We start from the raw sequence: 18,330 nt of genomic DNA on the forward strand, positions 1-18,330 counted from the left end.
TTGACTGTTTATTAGCGGGCAGGGCGCCATCGTTTTAGCAGCAGTGCATTGCTGAGCACGCAAAAGCTTGACAGGGCCATAGCGCTGCCAGCCAGCATCGGCGAGAGATAGCCTAGAGCGGCCAAAGGGATGCCTGTGGTATTGAAGATAAACGCCCAAAATAAATTTTGCTCAATCTTTTTCCATGTCCGCTTGGAGATATCAATCGCATTTGCCACTAAGGTTGGGTCACCTCGCATTAAAGTGATCCCAGCTGCTTGCATGGCTACATCGGTGCCCGTGGACATTGCCAACCCCACATCTGCAGTTGCTAGAGCAGGTGCATCGTTCACACCATCGCCAACCATGGCCACAAATTGACGTTGCCCATCTTTTGATTGGAGCTTGCGAATCACCGCTGCTTTATCGCTCGGCATCACTTGTGCAAATACTTCTTCAATGCCAATCGATTTTGCAACACGATTTGCTGCGGCGATATTGTCACCAGACAGCATAACTGTGTGAATATGTAGAGCACACAACGATGAGATAGCTTCTTTAGCATTGTCTTTGAGTTCATCACCAAAAGTGATGAGTGCGATCGGTAATGATGCGGTTGATTGGTTATTCATCAACACGGAAACAGTTTGCCCCGCATCAAAACAAACTTGTGCATTTTCTAGAATTGCATGGTGATGGGGTCCATCCTCTAAGGACGCAATGCTTTGTAGGGCAAGGCTCTGACCAATCCAATTGCCGCCACTCGGTTGACCGCTAATGCCAATGCCAGGCAGAGCCTTGCTCTCTGTTGGGGTAATGGGACTTAGACCTCGTTGCTTAGCAGAATCTAAAAGCGCCTTTGCAAGAGGGTGCTCGCTGCCAAGTTGCAGGCCTGCCGCAGTTGCCAGGATGTCATCCTTACTAAATGCGCTCGAAAACGGAATGATCTCTAGCAATCTTGGTTTGCCAACAGTCAACGTACCAGTTTTATCAAAGGCAACGACATTTAAGCGATGCGCTAACTCTAAAACTTGTGGGTCTTTAATTAAAATACCGAAGCGTGCTGCAACGCCAGTACCCGCCATGATGGCTGCTGGGGTTGCAAGACCTAAAGCGCAAGGGCATGCAATCACGAGAACAGAGACTGCTCGCAAAATAGCTATTGATGCTGAGTCTAAATAAAACCAATTTACCAATCCAGTGATGAGTGCAATCCCAATCACGCTGGGAACAAAAATGGCGCTGACTTGATCTACCAATTTTTGTATAGGCGCTTTTTGAGTTTGCGCATCCTCCACCATGGAGATGATTTTTGATAGAACGCTTTCAACCCCGACTGCTTGGGCTTCAATAACCAATAGGCTCTCACCATTGAGAGAGCCGCCGATGACTTTTTCGCCGACGTGCTTTTTAATAGGAGCACTTTCTCCTGTGAGAAGTGATTCATCGATATGACTATTGCCAAGCAAAATAATTCCGTCTACAGGAATGCGTTCCCCAGGTAGCACCAAGATACGATCTTTTGGGAATACTTGATCTAATGGAAGATCACGAAATTGATCTAGCGGAGAGCTCTCGGTAATGACAATGCTCCGGTCGATGACTTTGGCATGTTCTGGCCAAAGCTTTTGCAAAGCACGTATCGCTTCACTAGTTTGTTGCTTCGCTCTAGCTTCTAACCATTTGCCAAGTATGACCATGCAAATGATGACCGCGGATCCCTCAAAGTACAGTTCATGCACTGCATGTGCAGAGCTTGCCATTTGGTAAACGCTTAAACCATATGCGGCACTTGTACCCAAGGCTACTAGCAAATCCATATTGCCAACACCTGACATTAAGGATTTAAAGCCTGCTTTGTAAAAGCGCCAGCCCAAAAAGAATTGAACTGGGGTTGCAAGTAATAACTGCCATTTGGGGGCGAGGGCCCAATGAATACCAAAAGGCATTAGGAGCATGGGCAAAAAGAGCGGAGCGGAAAGACCAAAACCCAGAATGACTCGGCCCAAACCGTCACTTCCCCAGAATAATTTAGAGGGCGCTAATTCAGGGATTTGATGAGGGGTGCTGAGTTGGGCTGTGTAGCCTGTTTTCTGAACTAGAGCGATGACCTCACCAAGAGAGGTCTCGGAATTTACCTTGAGGCGTACTTTGGCCTGTTCAGTCGCCAAATTCACGCTAGCTGCTTCCACTCCCGGGATCTTATCTAAGGCCTTTTCAACCCTGCCAACACAGGAGGCACAGGTCATTCCGCCGATGTCTAGCGTAAATAGCTGTGTATTGCTGTCTTTTTGGGGGGTCATATAGAAGATAATCTACTGCATCAAAGCCATATTGAGAACAAAAGGCCTTTATGTTGAGTTTAAAAGTATCCGGTATGACCTGTGGCGGCTGTATTAATGCCGTAACAAGAGCGATCCAAACCCAGGATCCGGCAGCCATCGTTCAGGTGGATTTAGCAACGCAAATAGTTACCCTCCAAACGTCCCTTAGCGCAGACGAGGCTGGTCAATTGATCGCGGATGCTGGGTTTCCCGTATCTAATTAAGCTAAAACATAGTGGTGGTAAGCAATTTTTTGCTGGCGCGGTTAATCTACCTACCATTCATAAATATTACATATCCTAGGAGAAGGTAGTGTCAGTAACTGTAGAAGCTGTTCAGGGCGCACTTAAGAACTTAATTGATCCGAATACAAAGATTGATTTTGTTACTGCTAAAAACGTTAAAAATCTCCGTGTAGAAGATGGCGATATTTCTTTGGATATCGTGTTGGGCTATCCTGCAAAAAGTCAGTTTGATTCGATGCGTAAATCAGTGATCAATGCCTTGCGTGAGTTACCAGGCGTAAAAAATGTCAGTATCAATATCTCCAGTCAGATTGTGGCGCATGCAGTTCAGCGTGGCGTGAAGCTGTTGCCAGGTGTAAAAAATATTATTGCAGTAGCGAGTGGCAAGGGCGGGGTTGGCAAGTCCACAACAGCAGTGAACTTAGCGCTAGCTCTTGCTGCAGAAGGTGCTCAAGTTGGTATTTTGGATGCAGACATTTACGGACCGAGTCAGCCAATGATGTTGGGTATTACTGGTAGACCAGACTCTATTGAAGAAAATACGATTGAGCCGATGGAAGCATATGGCTTACAGGCTAGCTCAATCGGTTTCTTGATTGATGATGATGCGCCAATGGTTTGGCGTGGCCCGATGGTGACTTCAGCGCTCGAGCAGTTGCTCCGTCAAACTCGATGGCGTGATTTGGATTATTTAATAGTGGATATGCCGCCCGGTACAGGTGATATTCAGCTGACGTTGGCACAAAAGGTTCCCGTTACAGGATCTGTCATCGTCACCACGCCTCAGGATATTGCTTTGCTTGATGCTCGTAAAGGTTTGAAGATGTTTGAGAAGGTAGGCGTGCCTATTATTGGCATTATTGAAAACATGAGTACTTACGTTTGTACAAAGTGCGGACACGAAGAGCATGTATTTGGCACTGGCGGTGGACAGAAAATGTGTCAAGAGTATGGGGTCGATTTCCTGGGATCTTTGCCTTTGAATCTTTCAATTCGTGAGCAGGCTGATGCAGGGCGCCCAACTGTCGTTGCAGACCCTGATGGTGCAATTAGTGCTATCTATAAAGGTATTGCTAGACAGGTTGCTATCCGTGTTGCTACTCTATCTAAAGATATGAGCAGTAAATTTCCGAGCATTGTGGTTCAGAACACTTAAGGCCCTGAATATTTATGCGCTTTGCTGTACTAATGCGTAAGCAAAATATGGATAACCCATGGGTTTCATACCGTTGGGTCCCTCAGGAAGTGTTGCCTGATTTTGGGGAATTTAATAGCAATCAACGTAACTCCATCTCTGGTCAGTTCCTTGGACGAGATGATGATGGCGAATCTTGGTTATTCACGGGGTATGAGTTAGACCTTTTTCCTGATGAAGCTGAGGGCTACTACCTGAATGTTTCTGCTACTGCTCCGAGTTGGTTTGTGATGTGGCGATTAGAAGAGGATATCGAGCGCTACGTAGATGAAGAATCAATTACTTTGGCAAAATCTGAATCATCATTTGCAGTACCACATCGGATTTGTGTCAGCTATAACGAAGCAGCACGATTACTAGATGGAGGCGAGTCAGTTGATTTGGTGCCGATGAGCGAGCAGCATGTGTCTTGGTTGCAAGAGTATGTCAACGATAAATACCATCCAGAGCCAAAAAAACGCCATAAGCCAGCATCATTCAAGGGTGCTCAACGCACTGCGGAGGAATAATGGCTGATGGATTTCTCGGTCGTTGGTCTAGGCGTAAAGCAGGAGTGGAGGCTGATGCTTTAGAAAAGAAGGTGGATACACCTAAGGAGCTTGCTCCAGCTCCCTCGATTGAGAAAGCTGTAGAAGAGGCTCCGCCACCGCCAACCTTAGATGATGTCGCGAAGATCGATCGCTTTGACCCCGATTTCTCTGCTTTTATGAAGCCGGATGTAGATCCAACAGTACAGCAAGCGGCTTTAAAGAAAATGTTTACCGATCCGCACTTCAACATCATGGATGGTTTGGATATCTATATTGACGATTACAGCAAACCAGACCCTTTGCCTCCTGGCATGCTCGAGAGAATGGTTCAAAGTGATATGTTGAATCTTTTCAAAAAGACTCCAGAAGAGGCACCTTCAGATATTCAGGAAACTGAAATTCAAGCGTCTAAGCCTGAGCTGGAGACTGATACATTAGAGTTACAGAAGCAAATTGATTTAACATCCTCACAGCAAATACCCTCCGCTCCATTGGATAAAGTTTCCGATGAGCCATCAATTGAGTCTGAACCAAAAAAAACCTAAGAAGATAGCGCATGAGTCAAAAATTAGTCTGCAACTGTAATAGCACCATGCCCTTGGATGCAAAAGCACTTGGCGTGCCGATGCACACTGCTTTGTGTAGACAAGAGGTCGGATCATTTTTGAAAGCTTTGGATGGCTCGGATTCGGTGGTGGTGGCCTGCACCCAAGAGGCTGCACTTTTTGGTGAGTTAGCCGATCAAGCAGAGAAGCCTTTAGTTGCTCCACTGCGTTTCGTCAATATTCGTGAAGTTGCTGGTTGGACTCAGGAAGCAAAAACGTCTAGCCCTAAGATTGCAGCGCTCCTAGCTTTAGCTGATATGCCAGAAGCAGAACCTGTTCCAGTGGTGAATTATGAAAGCCAGGGTAGATTACTCATTATTGGCGCTGGCTCTCAAGCCATTCCATGGGCCGAGAAATTAGCCAGCTCCTTAGATGTCTCCGTGTTATGTACTGAGGCTGGTGATTTGCCGTTAAATAGAAGCTATCCTATCTATACCGGTGATGTGACTAAGTTAGATGGTTATCTTGGTAAATTTTCAGTTGATTGGGATTTACAAAATCCGATTGATCCTGAGATGTGTACACGCTGCGGCGCTTGCGTTGAGGTTTGTCCCGAAGGCGCCATTGATCTCTCTTTCCAGATTGACTTAGATAAGTGCAAATCCCATCGCGCTTGTGTAACCGCCTGCGCAAGTATTGGTGCAATTTCTTTTGATCGAAAAGAGCGCAAGCGTAATTCTGAGTTTGATCTGATTTTGGATTTACGTGTTGATCCAAAAATGCGCATGAGCCAAACACCCCAAGGCTATTTCTCTCCTGGTAACAATCCCCTTGATCATGCATTGGCAGTCAATCAATTGACTGAGATGGTAGGTGAGTTTGAGAAGCCCAAATACTTTACCTATAACGAAAAGATTTGTGCGCATGGTCGTAATGGCAAAGTAGGTTGTAGTGCATGTATTGATGTTTGCTCAACCGGCGCTATTGGATCCATATTTAAAAATGGTCAAGGTTCTGTAGAAGTTAATCCAAATCTGTGCATGGGTTGTGGAGCTTGTGCTACCTCCTGTCCTTCGGGTGCAATGAGCTACAACTATCCGAGTGTTGCTCACCAGGGTAAAGAATTAAAAACAGTAGCGAATGTATTTACAGCTGAGGCTAAAAAGCTCAACCAGGCAATGGCTCCTAGTTTGCTGCTGCACTCTTTAAAAGCTGGCACGCAAATGATTGATGGCTTGGGTAGATCAGCGCATATCCTGCCAAAACAGTTTGAAGGCCTTCCTGCGTTTGTCATTCCTTATGGTATTGAGCATATTGCTTCAACTGGTTTGGACTTATGGCTTGGCGCCATCTCGTATGGTTTTGCAGAAGTTATTTTGTTGTTAAGCGGTGATGAAGATCCTGCATACCGCGCAACTCTCGAAGAGCAGGCAGAGTTAGCAAATAGCATTCTGAAGGCATATGGATTTGACGAACGTATTCAGTTGATATTGGCAAGCTCTACTGATGACTTATTAACGGTATCGAAAGCAATGGGAGCATTGCGTCAACGTGGTTCACTGAATTCAATTTGCACTCCTGCCACGATTGGCCTGTCCAATCAAAAGCGTGAAACATTGGAAGCGGTTTTAGAGCATTTGCAAAAGCAAGCCAAAACACCTTTGCCAGAAGCAGGTGTGGCGCTGCCTAAGTCCTCATTATTGGGCGGACTGACGATCAACAAAGATGCTTGCACCTTGTGCATGTCTTGTGTGAGCAGCTGTCCTGAGGGCGCGCTTTTAGATAACCCCGATGAGCCCATACTTTCCTTTATTGAGAAACAGTGCGTTCAATGTGGAATTTGTGCACAAACATGTCCAGAGCATGCGTTAACTCTTGCCCCACGTTTGCAGACAGTAGAGCAGCGTAAGCAACGAGTGACGCTGAATGAAACCCAAGCTTTTCATTGCATCAGTTGCGGCAAGGCTTTTGGAACACTCAAAATGGTTGATCTGATGTTGACGAAATTGGGTGCGCACGGCGCTTTTGCTGGCGCAGCAATGGATCGGTTAAAGATGTGTGGTGATTGTCGAGTAGTAGATATGGTGAAAAAAGAACATGAGTGAATCAGCAAAAGAAGCGGCTAAAGAAAATTTGACGGCAGAGGTAGGGGATGTTGGTTTGCCAGAGGATTTGGCAAGAGCAGATTTATATGGCCTGATTTCGCGCTTGTTTCAGTTGCCGCCAGACCAGGAACTCTTAGATCAAATTGCGGCTACGGCTGAGCAACATGACGCCGCTGACGAGGCCCCTTTGGCAAAAGTCTGGATGGATGTGGTGGAGGTTGCCAAAAATAACCCCGCTAAGGCTTGGCATGATGAGTTTGATTTGAATTTCATCAGCATCGGTAAACCTAACGTAGTGCTCAATGGTTCTTTCTATATGGCGGGCCATCTCAATGAAAAGCCTTTGGTCAATATTCGCAGGGCTTTGCAAGAGTTCGGGCTCGAAGCCGCTGAAGAGATTACTGAAACGGAAGACCATATCTCAGCGCTTTGCGAGGTGATGCGCTACCTCATTGCCGGGGATGATGTTGAAATTTCAAACCTTACTAATCAAAGGGTTTTTTTCAATGAGCATATTCGTCCTTGGTACGACGAATTGTGCGATGCAATAGAAGGTATCCCAGAGATGCATTTGTACCACCCAGTTGCCGCTCTAACGAGGGAATTCCTGGATATCGAGGGACAAGGCTTTGACATGATTTGATGTTGCGCTGCATCAAAGGGAAAGTCCTAGCACTCCTTTGTGAATCAAATATGTCAAAAATGCAATTACCAATTACACTTGAGCGAAATCAAGAAAAATTACATAGGAGCATGCCATGAGCACTAAATCCAAAGTTGCTTTAAGCGAAGAAAACAAGCCGTCCCGTCGCAAGTTTTTTGTAGGCGCAGGTGCCGCAGTCGGTGCTGTTGCGGTTGCGTCACAAACTTCGATTGGTAAAGCGGTTATTCAAGAAATTGGCAGCACAGTTAAGCCAAATCATGATGGGCAGCAAATTACTGCGCACATGCGTAAGTATTACGAAACTACAAAGCTGTAAGCATTAGATCTTGTTGGTTATTCAATAAATAAAAAAACTTTCTCAGGGACACCATATGAGTCTGACTCGTAAATCAAATACCCCACAAAGCAGCCGCTCTTCATCTCATCTGATAGGTAGCCTATCTCGTGGCTTGAAGGCAGCAGTTCCAACAATGGACCGTCGAACTTTCTTAAAGCGTTCAGGCGTTGGAGTTGGAGCCGGTATCGCTGCTAGCCAATTGACCATGGTACAAAAAGCGGTTGCTGAACCTAGCAAAGCAATGCTGGATGGCAAGGGCAAGATTGAAGTTAAGCGAACCATTTGTACTCACTGTTCAGTAGGCTGCGCCACAGACGCTACTGTTGAGAATGGTGTGTGGGTTCGTCAGGACTCTGTATTTGATTCACCAATCAATATGGGTGCGTATTGTGCAAAAGGCGCTTCATTGCGTGAGCACGGTCACGGCGACTATCGTTTACGTTACCCAATGAAGTTGGTTGACGGAAAGTATCAGCGTATTTCTTGGGATCAAGCACTCACTGAAATTACAGCGCAGATGAAGAGCATCCGTGAGAAATATTCTCCAGATGCAATGTTCTTTATTGGATCTTCTAAGCACAACAACGAACAGGCCTACTTACTCCGTAAGTGGGTCTCTTTCTTTGGCACAAACAATACAGACCATCAGGCTCGTATTTGTCACTCCACAACAGTTGCTGGTGTTGCAAACACCTGGGGCTATGGTGCGATGACTAACAGCTACAACGACATGATGAACTCGAAGGCTGCGTTGTACATTGGCTCCAATGCAGCTGAGGCTCACCCAGTTTCTATGTTGAGCTTGTTGCACGCTAAGGAGAATGGCTGCAAAGTGATCGTGGTTGATCCTCGTTACACCCGTACAGCAGCAAAGTCAGATCAATACATCCGCATTCGCTCTGGTACAGATATCCCATTCTTGTTCGGACTTCTGTATCACATCTTTAAAAATGGCTGGGAAGATAAGAAGTACATCAATGACCGCGTTTACGGCATGGAAGAAATTCGTAAAGAGGTTATGGAGAAGTGGACTCCTGCGGCTGTTGAAGAGGCTTGTGGCGTTCCGGAAGCGCAAATGTACAAAGCTGCAGAGACCATGGCTAAGAACCGTCCAAGCACTGTTGTTTGGTGTATGGGTCAAACACAGCACACCATTGGTAACTCCATGGTTCGCGCATCTTGCATCTTGCAGTTGGCATTAGGTAACGTTGGTAAATCTGGTGGCGGTACCAATATTTTCCGCGGTCACGATAACGTTCAAGGTGCAACTGACGTAGGTCCTAACCCAGACTCATTGCCTGGCTACTATGGCTTGGCTGCTGGTTCATGGAAACACTACGCAACCGTTTGGGGTGTTGACTACGAATGGATCAAGGGTCGCTATGCACCGGACATGATGGAGAAATCTGGTACTACCGTTTCTCGTTGGGTTGATGCTGTTCTTGAGAAGAACGACATGATCGATCAGCAGACAAACGTGAAGGGCTTGTTCTTCTGGGGTCATGCGCCTAACTCACAAACTCGCGGCTTGGATATGAAGCGCGCGATGAATAAGTTGGATTTGTTGGTAGTTGTTGATCCATACCCAAGTGCTACTGCAGCAATGGCAGCAATGCCTGCAGCCGAAGGTGATGTTGTTAATAAAAACCGTAATGTGTACTTATTACCAGCGACGACACAGTTTGAAACTTGCGGAACTGCGACAGCATCCAATCGTTCTTTACAGTGGCGCGAGAAGGTTATCGATCCATTGTTTGAGTCAGTACCTGACCACGTGATCATGCAAGCTTTTGCTGATCGCCTTGGCTTTGGTCAAGAGTTGTCTAAGAACTATAAAATTCTCAATTCCAAATTTGCCGGTAAGCAATGGAAAGAGCCGCAAATCGAAGATATCTTGCGTGAGATCAATCGTTCCGTTTGGACTATTGGTTACACAGGCCAGACTCCTGAGCGCCTCAAGGCCCATATGAGAATGGTTGCAACATTCGATCCTAAGACTCTGAAGTCTCGTGGCGGTGTAGATCCAGTTACTGGCTACGACACTACAGGTGATTACTATGGTTTGCCTTGGCCTTGCTACGGAACTGCTGCGATCAAACACCCAGGCTCACCAAATCTTTATGACACCAGTAAGAGTGTGATGGAAGGTGGCGGTAACTTCCGCGCCAACTTCGGTGTTGAGCGTGAAGGTGTGAGTTTGTTAGCTGCCGATGGTTCTTATTCAAAGGGCTCAGCTATTACAACTGGTTACCCAGAGTTTGATCACGTATTGGTGAAGAAGTTAGGTTGGTGGGATCAGTTAACTGAAGATGAGAAGAAGCTTGCTGAAGGTAAGAACTGGAAGACTGACTTGTCTGGCGGTATACAGCGAGTAGTCATGAAAAACGGCTGCCATCCATTTGGTAACGCTAAAGCGCGTGCAGTGGTTTGGAACTTCCCAGATCCAGTTCCAATTCACCGTGAAGCGCTCTACAGTACCAATGCGCCAATGATGCGCAAGTATCCGACTTCTGCAGATAAGAAGAATTTCTGGCGCTTGCCAACACTCTATAAGACTGTTCAAGATCAAAACTTGAATGAGAAGTTATATGAGAAGTTCCCAATCATTCTGACCTCTGGTCGTTTGGTTGAGTACGAGGGCGGTGGTGATGAGACTCGTTCGAACCCATGGTTGGCTGAACTTCAGCAAGAAAACTTTGTGGAGATCAATCCTAAAGCTGCAGCTGATCGCGGTATTAAGAATTGGGATTACGTTTGGGTGAAGTCTCCAACTGGAGCAAGAATCAAAGTGCGCGCCTTAGTAACGCAGCGTGTTGACCAGGGAACTGCTTTCATACCGTTCCACTTCGCTGGATGGTGGCAAGGTAATGACTTGCGCAAGTTCTATCCGGAAGGTGCTGCGCCTGTTGTATTGGGTGAGGCGGTCAACACTGCAACTACCTATGGTTACGACCAGGTGACGATGATGCAAGAGACCAAAACCACTATGTGCCAAATCGAAAAATTTGCCTAAGTCAAAAAATAAAGTCAGGAGAACACAATGGCAAGAATGAAATTTATTTGCGACACAGAACGATGCATTGAGTGCAACGGTTGTGTCACTGCTTGTAAGAACGATAACGAAGTACCTTGGGGTGTTAATCGTCGTCGTGTTGTTACCGTAAATGACGGCATCATCGGACAAGAAAAATCTATCTCAGTGGCTTGTATGCACTGTAGCGATGCTCCTTGTATGGCAGTTTGTCCGGTAGATTGTTTCTACCGTACTGATGAAGGTGTTGTGCTGCACGATAAAGATATTTGTATCGGTTGCGGTTACTGCTCTTTTGCTTGCCCATTTGGTGCACCACAATTCTTGAGCAAGGGCGCCTTCGGTACCCGCAGCAAGATGGATAAGTGCACATTCTGTAGTGGCGGCCCAGAAGAGAACGGCAGTGTTGCAGAGTTTGAGAAGTATGGACGCAATCGCTTGGCAGAAGGTAAGTTGCCACTCTGTGCTGAGATGTGTTCTACCAAGGCATTGATCGGTGGCGACAGCGACATTATTTCTGGCATCTTCAATAATCGTGTTGCTATTCGTGAGAAGAATGGCAAGTACGCAGGATCTAAAGCGTTTGGTTGGACTACTGCCTACGGTGGCCCAGATACGCCAGCGCCAACACCAACACCTGCTGCAAAAATTCCAGGAGCTAAATAATGAAAGTTAATTTCAAAACTCTCGGTTTATGTTTTGCAGCAGCAACGTTGTTGGCTGCTTGTTCTGAACCGCCAGAAATTGCTGCTAAGGCTGCTAAACGTCCAGACGTAGCTCCTTACATGGGTGCTAATAATGGCTTTATGACTAAGAATTGGACGCCAGGCAATCAGGCTAGTTGGACAGAGTCTATTGACAAGCGCACCCAAGGTCAAAACGAATACAGTCGCGTTAAGTGATCAACTAAATAACAATAAATAAAACGAAAACGTTTAAGGACATGTGTATGAAACGATCATTTTCAAAAGTTCTACGCGCTTTAGTGGTGACCGCAGGTTTGTCGCTAACTTTGGCAAGCGGGATGAGTTTTGCAGAGCGCGCACCAATGGCGCCGCTACCATCTCCTAGCGGAGTAGATATTCCGCCCTCATCGGTGCCGGTAAATCCGAATGCGTTGGCTAATGGAACCCAAGCGCAGTCTCAGCCAGCGAACCCTTCCATTTTTACCTCTGCTAATAGCGATCCTTACAACTACGTCAGTATTCCAGACAAAGAGGCTAGTGTTTTGATTCAGCGCTCTGGTCAACAGTGGCGCGTGATTCGTAACGGCGTCATCACTGTATATGGAGGTTGGTTGCTAGCACTGGCATTTTTTGGTGTAGTTGCAATGTATACGATTAAAGGTTCAATCAAGCTGCATGAACCAATGTCAGGCGTCAAGATCAAGCGCTTCAGTGCTTTCGATCGTTTGGTCCATTGGTTAATGGCATTTAGCTTCTTAGCCTTGGCATTTACAGGCCTATTGATTCTGTACGGCAAGTATTTTGCAATGCCGATCATGGGCGGTGTGGCTTATGGCGCATTCCTAGACGTTTGTAAAAATATTCATAACTTCACTGGTCCACTATTTACTATTTGTATCGTTGTTTTCTTCTTGCTCTTTGCTCATAAGAATCTCCCGGGCAAAGGCGATTGGAATTGGATAGTAAACTTCGGTGGAATTTTGAATGGTAAGCACATACCAGCAGGTTTCTTCAACTTCGGTGAAAAATTCTGGTTCTGGTTCGGCATGACTTTCTTGGGTCTTCTCATTTCAGCCTCAGGTTTTGTGCTCGATATGATCGTGCCATTCATGACTATTGAATACACACGTGGCACGATGCAGATTGCGAACATTATTCATAGCAGCGCTGCGATCTTGATGAGTGCACTTGCGATGGGACACATCTATATCGGTACTATCGGTATGCAAGGTTCAATCGATGGTATGAAAACTGGTTACGTTGATGCTACTTGGGCTAAAGAGCACCATGAGCTTTGGTACGACGATCTTAATAAAAAGGGTTAAGCCATGAAGAAAATCATTGCTTTTACATTTTGTGCATTTGCTGGATCTTCAGTGCTTGCTGCGCTCCCACCATTAACTCCTGAGCAGGCTGAAGCCGCAGCGTTAACTAAAGCTAAAGCTGCTTATGGCGATAGAGTGGGTGCCTATAAGTTATGTTTGTCACAAAACAAAGTGGCAGATCAATTTAGGGTGCCAGGAACACCGGCGCCAGGTGCTTGTACTGCGCCACCACCATTTGTGCCGCCTGGAGCGGTTGCCGCAGCCCCAGCAGCGGCACCTGCTGCTAAGTAATTACTCGGCGAGTAATTCTTGGTGTAAATAGCGTTTAGCAGCTGCTGTTTGAGGATTGGAGAAGAAAGGACCTGCGGGTCCTTTTTCTTTTATCTCGCCTTGGTCGATAAAGATGATGTGCTCAGCCAGTCTTTGTACTTGAGCTAGCTGATGAGAAGAGAAAATAACATCCGCCCCTTGCCGATCAAATTGACGGATGAGATTCTCTACTTGCTCGGTAGTATTAGGGTCGAGATTAGCGGTTGGTTCATCTAGTAAAACCAAATTCGGCTTTTGGAGAATAGCTCTGCCTAAACATAGTTTTTGTCTTTCACCAGCAGACAATTTATGAGCAGGGCTATTGCCTAGCTTTCCTAGACCGACTTCTTCCATCACCTTTTTAATATCGTTTTCTGTAATGCCGGAGTCGATGTCTCGAACCATTCCAATATTGGCAGCAGCAGAGGCTTTAATCATTGGCGTGTGATGCAGAACTAATGCAGTCTTTGTTTGGAATGAGTAGCTCACAGTGCCGCTGTCTGGCTTAATCAATCCATCTAGCAATTTTAGAAAAGTCGTCTTCCCAGCACCATTCGGTCCAATACAGGCAGTAATCCTGTCGCTAGGAATAACAGCGTGCGGGATATTGAGAATAGTTCTGCCATTACTCTTAACGATGATGTCCTTGAGCTCAATGAACTTTTCAAAACTGGGCGATAAATTAACCATAGCGACGCTCCGCAATTTGGCGAACTGCAAAGGTAAATAAATTTGCTAGTAAAACAATGCCAAGCAAGACGATTCCTAAGGCAAGGGCCAACGGAAGATCTCCTTTGCTAGTCTCTAGGGCAATTGCGGTTGTCATTGTTCTTGTGGAGCGATCAATATTGCCACCCACAATCATGACAGCCCCAACTTCGGATATTGCTCTAGCCAAGCCGGCAAGGATCGCAATAGTAAGGGAGAAGCGGCAATCCCAAATGAGCCACTTGAAGCGGGATAAAGGAGGCAATCTCAGACTTAGAAATGAATCGCGGTGTATTTTCCAGGAGTCCTCCAGTATTTGTCGGCTGAGAGCGGCGATCAGGGGCGTTGTGAGCAATACTTGAGCCACAATCATGCCCTTGACTGTAAATAGCCAGCCCCACATGCCGAGAGGGCCTGTACGAGACAGCATGAGGTAGACCACGACACCGACAATGACTGTGGGAACACCCATCAAGGTATTGAGGGTCACGATAATCGTTTTTTTGCCAGTAAATTGCTCGGTTGCAAGGAGGGCGCCAATAGGAAGCCCCACAAGCGTGCCAATCAGTAGGGCGGTCAGGCTGACTTGAAGCGAAACCAAGACGATCCCTAGGACCCCAGCATCAAGGTGGGTAAGAAGGGATAAGGCATCCTGAAAAGCTTTCAACATGCGCTAGATTCTATCAAGGCAATGGCAAAATGACTGTAATGATATTAATTCCCCTATTTTTGACCTATGGCTGAAGTGGTTTGCCTCTGCAATGAGGTCCTCGACGTGGATTTACGTGAATATTTAGATGCTCACCCGATAGACTCGATTGATGAGTTGCGGGAGCAGGCTTCTATTTGCAATAAATGCATGCAGTGTCAAGAATTGGTTGAAGGTGAAATTTACTTGGCACGTGTTCGACGACAGCGTGCAGCAGGGCAGTTTTAATGAGTGCTGATAAAACTACCCGTTTTACTGTATTGAGCATGAATGTGCATAAAGGTCTTTCGCCTTTACATCGACACTCCACTATTTATCAGTTACGCCAAAAAATGCGCAGCCATCACCCTGATTTACTTTTCTTGCAAGAGTTGCAGCAAGAGCATCGAGGTAGAGTCAGGCGTTTTGGTCAATGGCCACTCATGGAGTTAACGCACTTTCTCTCCGAGGATTTTTGGCACGACTGGCATTACGGAAAGAATGTCGAGTATCGCGATGGTCATCATGGTAATGCGATTCTCTCCAAACATCCGCAGCAAAAAGGAAATAACTACGATATATCCGCATATCGTTTTGAGAGTCGTGGCCTACTACATAGCATCACTAGGTTGGATGGCATCGATACTCCTATCCATTGTTTTTGTGTGCACTTAGCGCTGTTTGAGCGGGGCAGGGAGCGTCAGCTAGAAGCTATTATTGGCCATATCCAAGACCTGACGCAAAATGGCCCCACGATCGTAGCGGGTGACTTTAATGATTGGCGCAATCGTGTGAGTGCCCCCATGAAGGCAGCTGGCTTTGATGAGGTATTTGAAGTGCTGACAGGTTCACCGGCTAAAACCTTTCCAAGCGTAAAGCCGCTACTGCCTATGGATAGAATTTATGTGCGTGGATTAAAAATTCATTCTGCAGAAATTTTGCATGAATGGTTAAAGCTATCTGATCATCTAGGCATTACTGCTGAACTGGAACTTGTATGAATATATTGTCATTTATTTTCGGATCCCTTTTTGGATTCTCGTTGATATGGGTTCCGATTACGCATGTCACTATCGTATTCTTATTTGGTATCCATTTGATTTCGGTAAGAAGGCCGGTTGGAGTGGCATTCGCATGGTTTTTAATCGTGATTCTGTTGCCTCTTCTGGGTATTGCCTTGTACATTCTCATTGGCGAGAGACCGGTTGGGCGCAAGCTTACTCGAAAGATAGTGCGCATGAATCGCGAATTCGAAAAAATTACCGAGATGATGCGCCAGCAGTATGTTGCTGATAGGCAAGAGTTGCCTGTTGAGGGGAGAGCCCTTAGTCTGTTAGCCGAGTCCAAAAATGGTTCACCAGTAGTAGCTGGCAATAAGATTGAATTGCATACGGATTCACTCAAAATTCTGCAAAATTTTATCGATGAAATCAATCAAGCCAAAAAAAGCTTGCACCTAGAGTTCTATATTTGGGCTTTAGGTGGTGATGCCGATCGAGTCTGTGAAGCCCTAATTGCGGCCTCTAAACGGGGTGTTGCATGCCAAGTTTTGCTCGATTCCTTGGGAAGTAAGGGTTGGTTTAAATCGCAATGGCCTGCACGTTTTCGTAATGCAGGCATCAGAGTGACAGAGGCATTGCCGATTCAGATTGGTCGTTTTCAGTTCCGCCGCGCAGATCTGCGCCTTCACCGAAAAATATTTGTGATTGATGGTGCAGTTGTCTGGACCGGTAGTATGAATTTGGTCGATCCTCGGACCTTTAAGCAAGATTCCGGAGTAGGTGAATGGGTTGACGCCATGGTTCGTATTGAAGGTCCAGTAGCTGCACAATTCGAATTAACTTTTGCGTTTGACTGGAGTGTGGATGACCCTAGTATTACCAATTTTAGAGATCGCGAACCACCTGCATCTCCTCATGAGGGTGGCGCGTTAGCACAAGAGTTCTCCTCTGGACCGGTTTATCGCGACGATATCCTGTATCAGGTTTTGCTTTCGGCAATCATGGATGCTCGGGAGGAGTTGACTATCACCACACCTTACTTTGGCCCTGATGATGGTTTGATTCAAGCCCTGATGGCTGCTGCTGCCAGGGGTGTTAAGGTGACCCTCATAGTCCCTAAGTTGAACGATTCAACCTTGGTTGCGTGGAGTAGCAAAAGCTTTTATGAAGACCTTATGAACTCCGGCGTAACAATTGCTGAGTTCCATGGCGGCCTATTGCACACAAAGAGTTTATTGATTGATAAACGCATTGCTATTTTTGGATCAGTGAACTTTGATCAACGCAGCTTGCGACTCAATTTTGAAATCAGCCTAATCGTTTATAACGTTGACTTCTGTAACAAGCTAGAAAAGTTAATTGAGTCTTATCTGGCGCAATCAGATTATGTGGATCCTAAGGTCTGGGCAAAGCGACCCACATGGCGACGTTATCTAGAGAACGCTGCACACCTTACATCGCCACTACTTTAGATTGCTCCGCTAGCCCGCATACTCGCGATATCAGACTCTGCAACTCCCAATTCTTTTAGGATGGAGTCTGTGTGCTCGCCAACCGCTGGAATGGGGTCCATGCGATATTCGTAACTGTCGTTTAGGCCTGGCGGCAATAGCGCAGCAATAGCCCCATTAGGGGTGTCTACTTCGGTCCAGCGATTGCGCGCTTTAAGCTGCTCATGTTTCCAAAGACCTTCCATATCATTGAGATGGGCATTGGCAATTTGTGCTTTTTCAAGCCGAGCAATTAATTGCTCTGCGGTGAGCTTGCTAAAGCAGGCATCAATAATTTGCAATAGTTCAGCTCGCTTCTCATTACGCTTAAAGTTGCGATCAAACCGCTCATCCTTTGCAAGTGCAGAATTCTCCAATACAGTCTCGCAAAATTGCACCCATTCACGTTCGTTTTGCAGGCCCAACATGACAGTTTTTCCATCACCCGCTTTGAATGGGCCGTATGGATAGATGGTTGCATGCGATGCGCCATTTCTTGGGGGTGGCTCGGCGCCTTTATAGGCGTAATACATTGGAAAATTCATCCACTCGCCTAGGGATTCGAGCATGGAAATGTCAATGACAGAGCCTTTGCCTGTTTTTCCTCTTTGTAATAGAGCCGCCAAGATATTGGTATAGGCATACATGCCTGCAGCAATGTCGGCTATGGAGTTGCCAGCTTTACTAGGTGTTTCAGGGGTTCCCGTGATTGACAAGAAGCCCGCTTCACTTTGGATAAGTAGGTCGTAGGCTTTTTTATCGCGATAAGGACCATTATTACCGTATCCGGATATATCGCACAAAATCAGTTTTGGGTTCTCTTTTTGTAAAACCTCTGCTGTTAAGCCCATACGAGCAGCAGCACCTGGTGCGAGATTCTGTACCAAGACATCAGCGGTCTTTAACAAAGTCTTTAGTGTTGCAATTGCGGCGGGCTGCTTGAGATCTAAGGTCAAACTTTCTTTTGAGCGATTTACCCACACAAAGTGAGAGCAGAGTCCCTCAACCTGGGTATCATATCCTCTGGCAAAGTCACCACCACCAGGGCGTTCAACTTTAATTACTCTAGCACCTAAATCTGCTAATTGACGTGTGCAGAAAGGTGCCGCAATAGCATGCTCTAAAGAAACAACGGTAATGCCATCTAACGGGCGAACGCTCATATCAC

19 protein-coding genes are annotated in these 18,330 nt (G+C 46.2%); 15 read left to right on the top strand and 4 right to left on the bottom strand.

Annotated elements, in window-relative coordinates:
* Positions 1-11: 11 nt before the first annotated feature.
* Positions 12-2,282, bottom strand: coding sequence for a heavy metal translocating P-type ATPase (locus tag AOC20_RS02825; protein ID WP_215361286.1), 2,271 nt, complete (start codon positions 2,280-2,282; stop codon positions 12-14).
* A gap of 50 nt (positions 2,283-2,332) precedes the next feature.
* Here AOC20_RS02825 and AOC20_RS02830 point away from each other — a divergent pair, with 50 nt between their 5' ends.
* The 12 genes from AOC20_RS02830 to AOC20_RS02885 all read left to right on the top strand — a co-directional run bounded on the left by AOC20_RS02830 (position 2,333) and on the right by AOC20_RS02885 (position 13,257).
* On the top strand, positions 2,333-2,527 hold the full coding sequence (locus AOC20_RS02830; protein WP_251373140.1) for a heavy-metal-associated domain-containing protein: 195 nt from the start codon (positions 2,333-2,335) through the stop codon (positions 2,525-2,527).
* Positions 2,528-2,615: 88 nt separating this feature from the next.
* On the top strand, positions 2,616-3,704 hold the full coding sequence (gene apbC / locus AOC20_RS02835; RefSeq protein WP_215361289.1) for an iron-sulfur cluster carrier protein ApbC: 1,089 nt from the start codon (positions 2,616-2,618) through the stop codon (positions 3,702-3,704).
* 14 nt (positions 3,705-3,718) lie between these two features.
* Positions 3,719-4,252, top strand: a complete 534-nt coding sequence (locus AOC20_RS02840) for a DUF3305 domain-containing protein (RefSeq protein ID WP_215361291.1) — start codon at positions 3,719-3,721, stop codon at positions 4,250-4,252.
* Positions 4,252-4,818 carry a DUF3306 domain-containing protein gene (locus AOC20_RS02845; RefSeq protein ID WP_215361293.1) on the top strand — a complete coding sequence of 189 codons (567 nt, stop codon included), beginning with the start codon at positions 4,252-4,254 and terminating at the stop codon, positions 4,816-4,818. The genes AOC20_RS02840 and AOC20_RS02845 overlap by 1 nt, the downstream gene beginning before the upstream one ends.
* Positions 4,819-4,829: 11 nt before the next feature.
* Complete coding sequence (locus tag AOC20_RS02850; protein ID WP_215361295.1) at positions 4,830-6,923, top strand: 4Fe-4S binding protein; 2,094 nt, start codon at positions 4,830-4,832, stop codon at positions 6,921-6,923.
* Positions 6,916-7,566 (top strand): TorD/DmsD family molecular chaperone, encoded by a 651-nt coding sequence (locus AOC20_RS02855; RefSeq protein WP_215361296.1) that lies wholly within the window; start codon positions 6,916-6,918, stop codon positions 7,564-7,566. The genes AOC20_RS02850 and AOC20_RS02855 overlap by 8 nt, the downstream gene beginning before the upstream one ends.
* A gap of 115 nt (positions 7,567-7,681) precedes the next feature.
* Positions 7,682-7,903, top strand: a complete 222-nt coding sequence (locus tag AOC20_RS02860; RefSeq protein WP_215361297.1) for a twin-arginine translocation signal domain-containing protein — start codon at positions 7,682-7,684, stop codon at positions 7,901-7,903.
* 55 nt (positions 7,904-7,958) lie between these two features.
* Positions 7,959-10,937 carry a formate dehydrogenase subunit alpha gene (locus AOC20_RS02865; protein WP_215361298.1) on the top strand — a complete coding sequence of 993 codons (2,979 nt, stop codon included), beginning with the start codon at positions 7,959-7,961 and terminating at the stop codon, positions 10,935-10,937.
* Between the two features lie 27 nt (positions 10,938-10,964).
* The gene (fdh3B, locus tag AOC20_RS02870) at positions 10,965-11,621 is read left to right on the top strand and encodes a formate dehydrogenase FDH3 subunit beta (protein ID WP_215361299.1); all 657 of its coding nucleotides are present in this window, start codon (positions 10,965-10,967) and stop codon (positions 11,619-11,621) included.
* Positions 11,621-11,857: a hypothetical protein gene (locus AOC20_RS02875; RefSeq protein WP_215361300.1), complete on the top strand. Its 237-nt coding sequence runs from the start codon at positions 11,621-11,623 to the stop codon at positions 11,855-11,857. Before fdh3B ends, AOC20_RS02875 begins: the two co-directional genes overlap by 1 nt.
* A gap of 47 nt (positions 11,858-11,904) precedes the next feature.
* On the top strand, positions 11,905-12,966 hold the full coding sequence (locus AOC20_RS02880) for a formate dehydrogenase subunit gamma (RefSeq protein WP_215361303.1): 1,062 nt from the start codon (positions 11,905-11,907) through the stop codon (positions 12,964-12,966).
* Between the two features lie 3 nt (positions 12,967-12,969).
* The gene (locus AOC20_RS02885) at positions 12,970-13,257 is read left to right on the top strand and encodes a hypothetical protein (RefSeq protein ID WP_215361305.1); all 288 of its coding nucleotides are present in this window, start codon (positions 12,970-12,972) and stop codon (positions 13,255-13,257) included.
* Here the strand turns inward: AOC20_RS02885 and AOC20_RS02890 are convergent, their stop codons facing one another.
* The gene (locus AOC20_RS02890; RefSeq protein WP_215361307.1) at positions 13,258-13,965 is read right to left on the bottom strand and encodes an ATP-binding cassette domain-containing protein; all 708 of its coding nucleotides are present in this window, start codon (positions 13,963-13,965) and stop codon (positions 13,258-13,260) included. It abuts the gene before it with no gap.
* Positions 13,958-14,653, bottom strand: a complete 696-nt coding sequence (locus tag AOC20_RS02895) for an ABC transporter permease (RefSeq protein ID WP_215361309.1) — start codon at positions 14,651-14,653, stop codon at positions 13,958-13,960. Before AOC20_RS02895 ends, AOC20_RS02890 begins: the two co-directional genes overlap by 8 nt.
* A 66-nt stretch (positions 14,654-14,719) precedes the next feature.
* Here AOC20_RS02895 and AOC20_RS02900 point away from each other — a divergent pair, with 66 nt between their 5' ends.
* From AOC20_RS02900 to cls, 3 genes are read left to right on the top strand one after another with little or no spacing between them, the layout of a single operon-like run.
* Complete coding sequence (locus tag AOC20_RS02900) at positions 14,720-14,920, top strand: (2Fe-2S)-binding protein (RefSeq protein WP_068321724.1); 201 nt, start codon at positions 14,720-14,722, stop codon at positions 14,918-14,920.
* A complete protein-coding gene (locus tag AOC20_RS02905) occupies positions 14,920-15,672 on the top strand; it encodes an endonuclease/exonuclease/phosphatase family protein (protein ID WP_215361311.1) in 753 nt (250 codons plus the stop codon). The genes AOC20_RS02900 and AOC20_RS02905 overlap by 1 nt, the downstream gene beginning before the upstream one ends.
* Complete coding sequence (gene cls, locus AOC20_RS02910) at positions 15,669-17,144, top strand: cardiolipin synthase (protein ID WP_215361315.1); 1,476 nt, start codon at positions 15,669-15,671, stop codon at positions 17,142-17,144. Before AOC20_RS02905 ends, cls begins: the two co-directional genes overlap by 4 nt.
* Here cls and AOC20_RS02915 read toward each other — a convergent pair.
* Entirely contained in the window at positions 17,141-18,325 is a 1,185-nt protein-coding gene (locus tag AOC20_RS02915) for a CaiB/BaiF CoA transferase family protein (protein WP_215361317.1), read from the bottom strand. The two genes, cls and AOC20_RS02915, sit on opposite strands and share 4 nt — an antisense overlap.
* Between the last annotated feature and the right edge of the window lie 5 nt (positions 18,326-18,330).

The organism is Polynucleobacter ibericus, assembly GCF_018687955.1.
Taxonomy (GTDB): Bacteria; Pseudomonadota; Gammaproteobacteria; order Burkholderiales; family Burkholderiaceae; genus Polynucleobacter; species Polynucleobacter ibericus.

Bases quoted from the DNA above. Each gene is read 5' to 3' on its own strand.
- AOC20_RS02825 (WP_215361286.1), bottom strand. From the start codon at position 2,282: ATGACCCCCCAAAAAGACAGCAATACACAGCTATTTACGCTAGACATC.
- AOC20_RS02830 (WP_251373140.1), top strand. From the start codon at position 2,333: ATGTTGAGTTTAAAAGTATCCGGTATGACCTGTGGCGGCTGTATTAAT.
- AOC20_RS02840 (WP_215361291.1), top strand. From the start codon at position 3,719: ATGCGCTTTGCTGTACTAATGCGTAAGCAAAATATGGATAACCCATGG.
- AOC20_RS02845 (WP_215361293.1), top strand. From the start codon at position 4,252: ATGGCTGATGGATTTCTCGGTCGTTGGTCTAGGCGTAAAGCAGGAGTG.
- AOC20_RS02850 (WP_215361295.1), top strand. From the start codon at position 4,830: ATGAGTCAAAAATTAGTCTGCAACTGTAATAGCACCATGCCCTTGGAT.
- AOC20_RS02855 (WP_215361296.1), top strand. From the start codon at position 6,916: ATGAGTGAATCAGCAAAAGAAGCGGCTAAAGAAAATTTGACGGCAGAG.
- AOC20_RS02860 (WP_215361297.1), top strand. From the start codon at position 7,682: ATGAGCACTAAATCCAAAGTTGCTTTAAGCGAAGAAAACAAGCCGTCC.
- AOC20_RS02865 (WP_215361298.1), top strand. From the start codon at position 7,959: ATGAGTCTGACTCGTAAATCAAATACCCCACAAAGCAGCCGCTCTTCA.
- fdh3B (WP_215361299.1), top strand. From the start codon at position 10,965: ATGGCAAGAATGAAATTTATTTGCGACACAGAACGATGCATTGAGTGC.
- AOC20_RS02875 (WP_215361300.1), top strand. From the start codon at position 11,621: ATGAAAGTTAATTTCAAAACTCTCGGTTTATGTTTTGCAGCAGCAACG.
- AOC20_RS02880 (WP_215361303.1), top strand. From the start codon at position 11,905: ATGAAACGATCATTTTCAAAAGTTCTACGCGCTTTAGTGGTGACCGCA.
- AOC20_RS02885 (WP_215361305.1), top strand. From the start codon at position 12,970: ATGAAGAAAATCATTGCTTTTACATTTTGTGCATTTGCTGGATCTTCA.
- AOC20_RS02890 (WP_215361307.1), bottom strand. From the start codon at position 13,965: ATGGTTAATTTATCGCCCAGTTTTGAAAAGTTCATTGAGCTCAAGGAC.
- AOC20_RS02895 (WP_215361309.1), bottom strand. From the start codon at position 14,653: ATGTTGAAAGCTTTTCAGGATGCCTTATCCCTTCTTACCCACCTTGAT.
- AOC20_RS02900 (WP_068321724.1), top strand. From the start codon at position 14,720: ATGGCTGAAGTGGTTTGCCTCTGCAATGAGGTCCTCGACGTGGATTTA.
- AOC20_RS02905 (WP_215361311.1), top strand. From the start codon at position 14,920: ATGAGTGCTGATAAAACTACCCGTTTTACTGTATTGAGCATGAATGTG.
- cls (WP_215361315.1), top strand. From the start codon at position 15,669: ATGAATATATTGTCATTTATTTTCGGATCCCTTTTTGGATTCTCGTTG.
- AOC20_RS02915 (WP_215361317.1), bottom strand. From the start codon at position 18,325: ATGAGCGTTCGCCCGTTAGATGGCATTACCGTTGTTTCTTTAGAGCAT.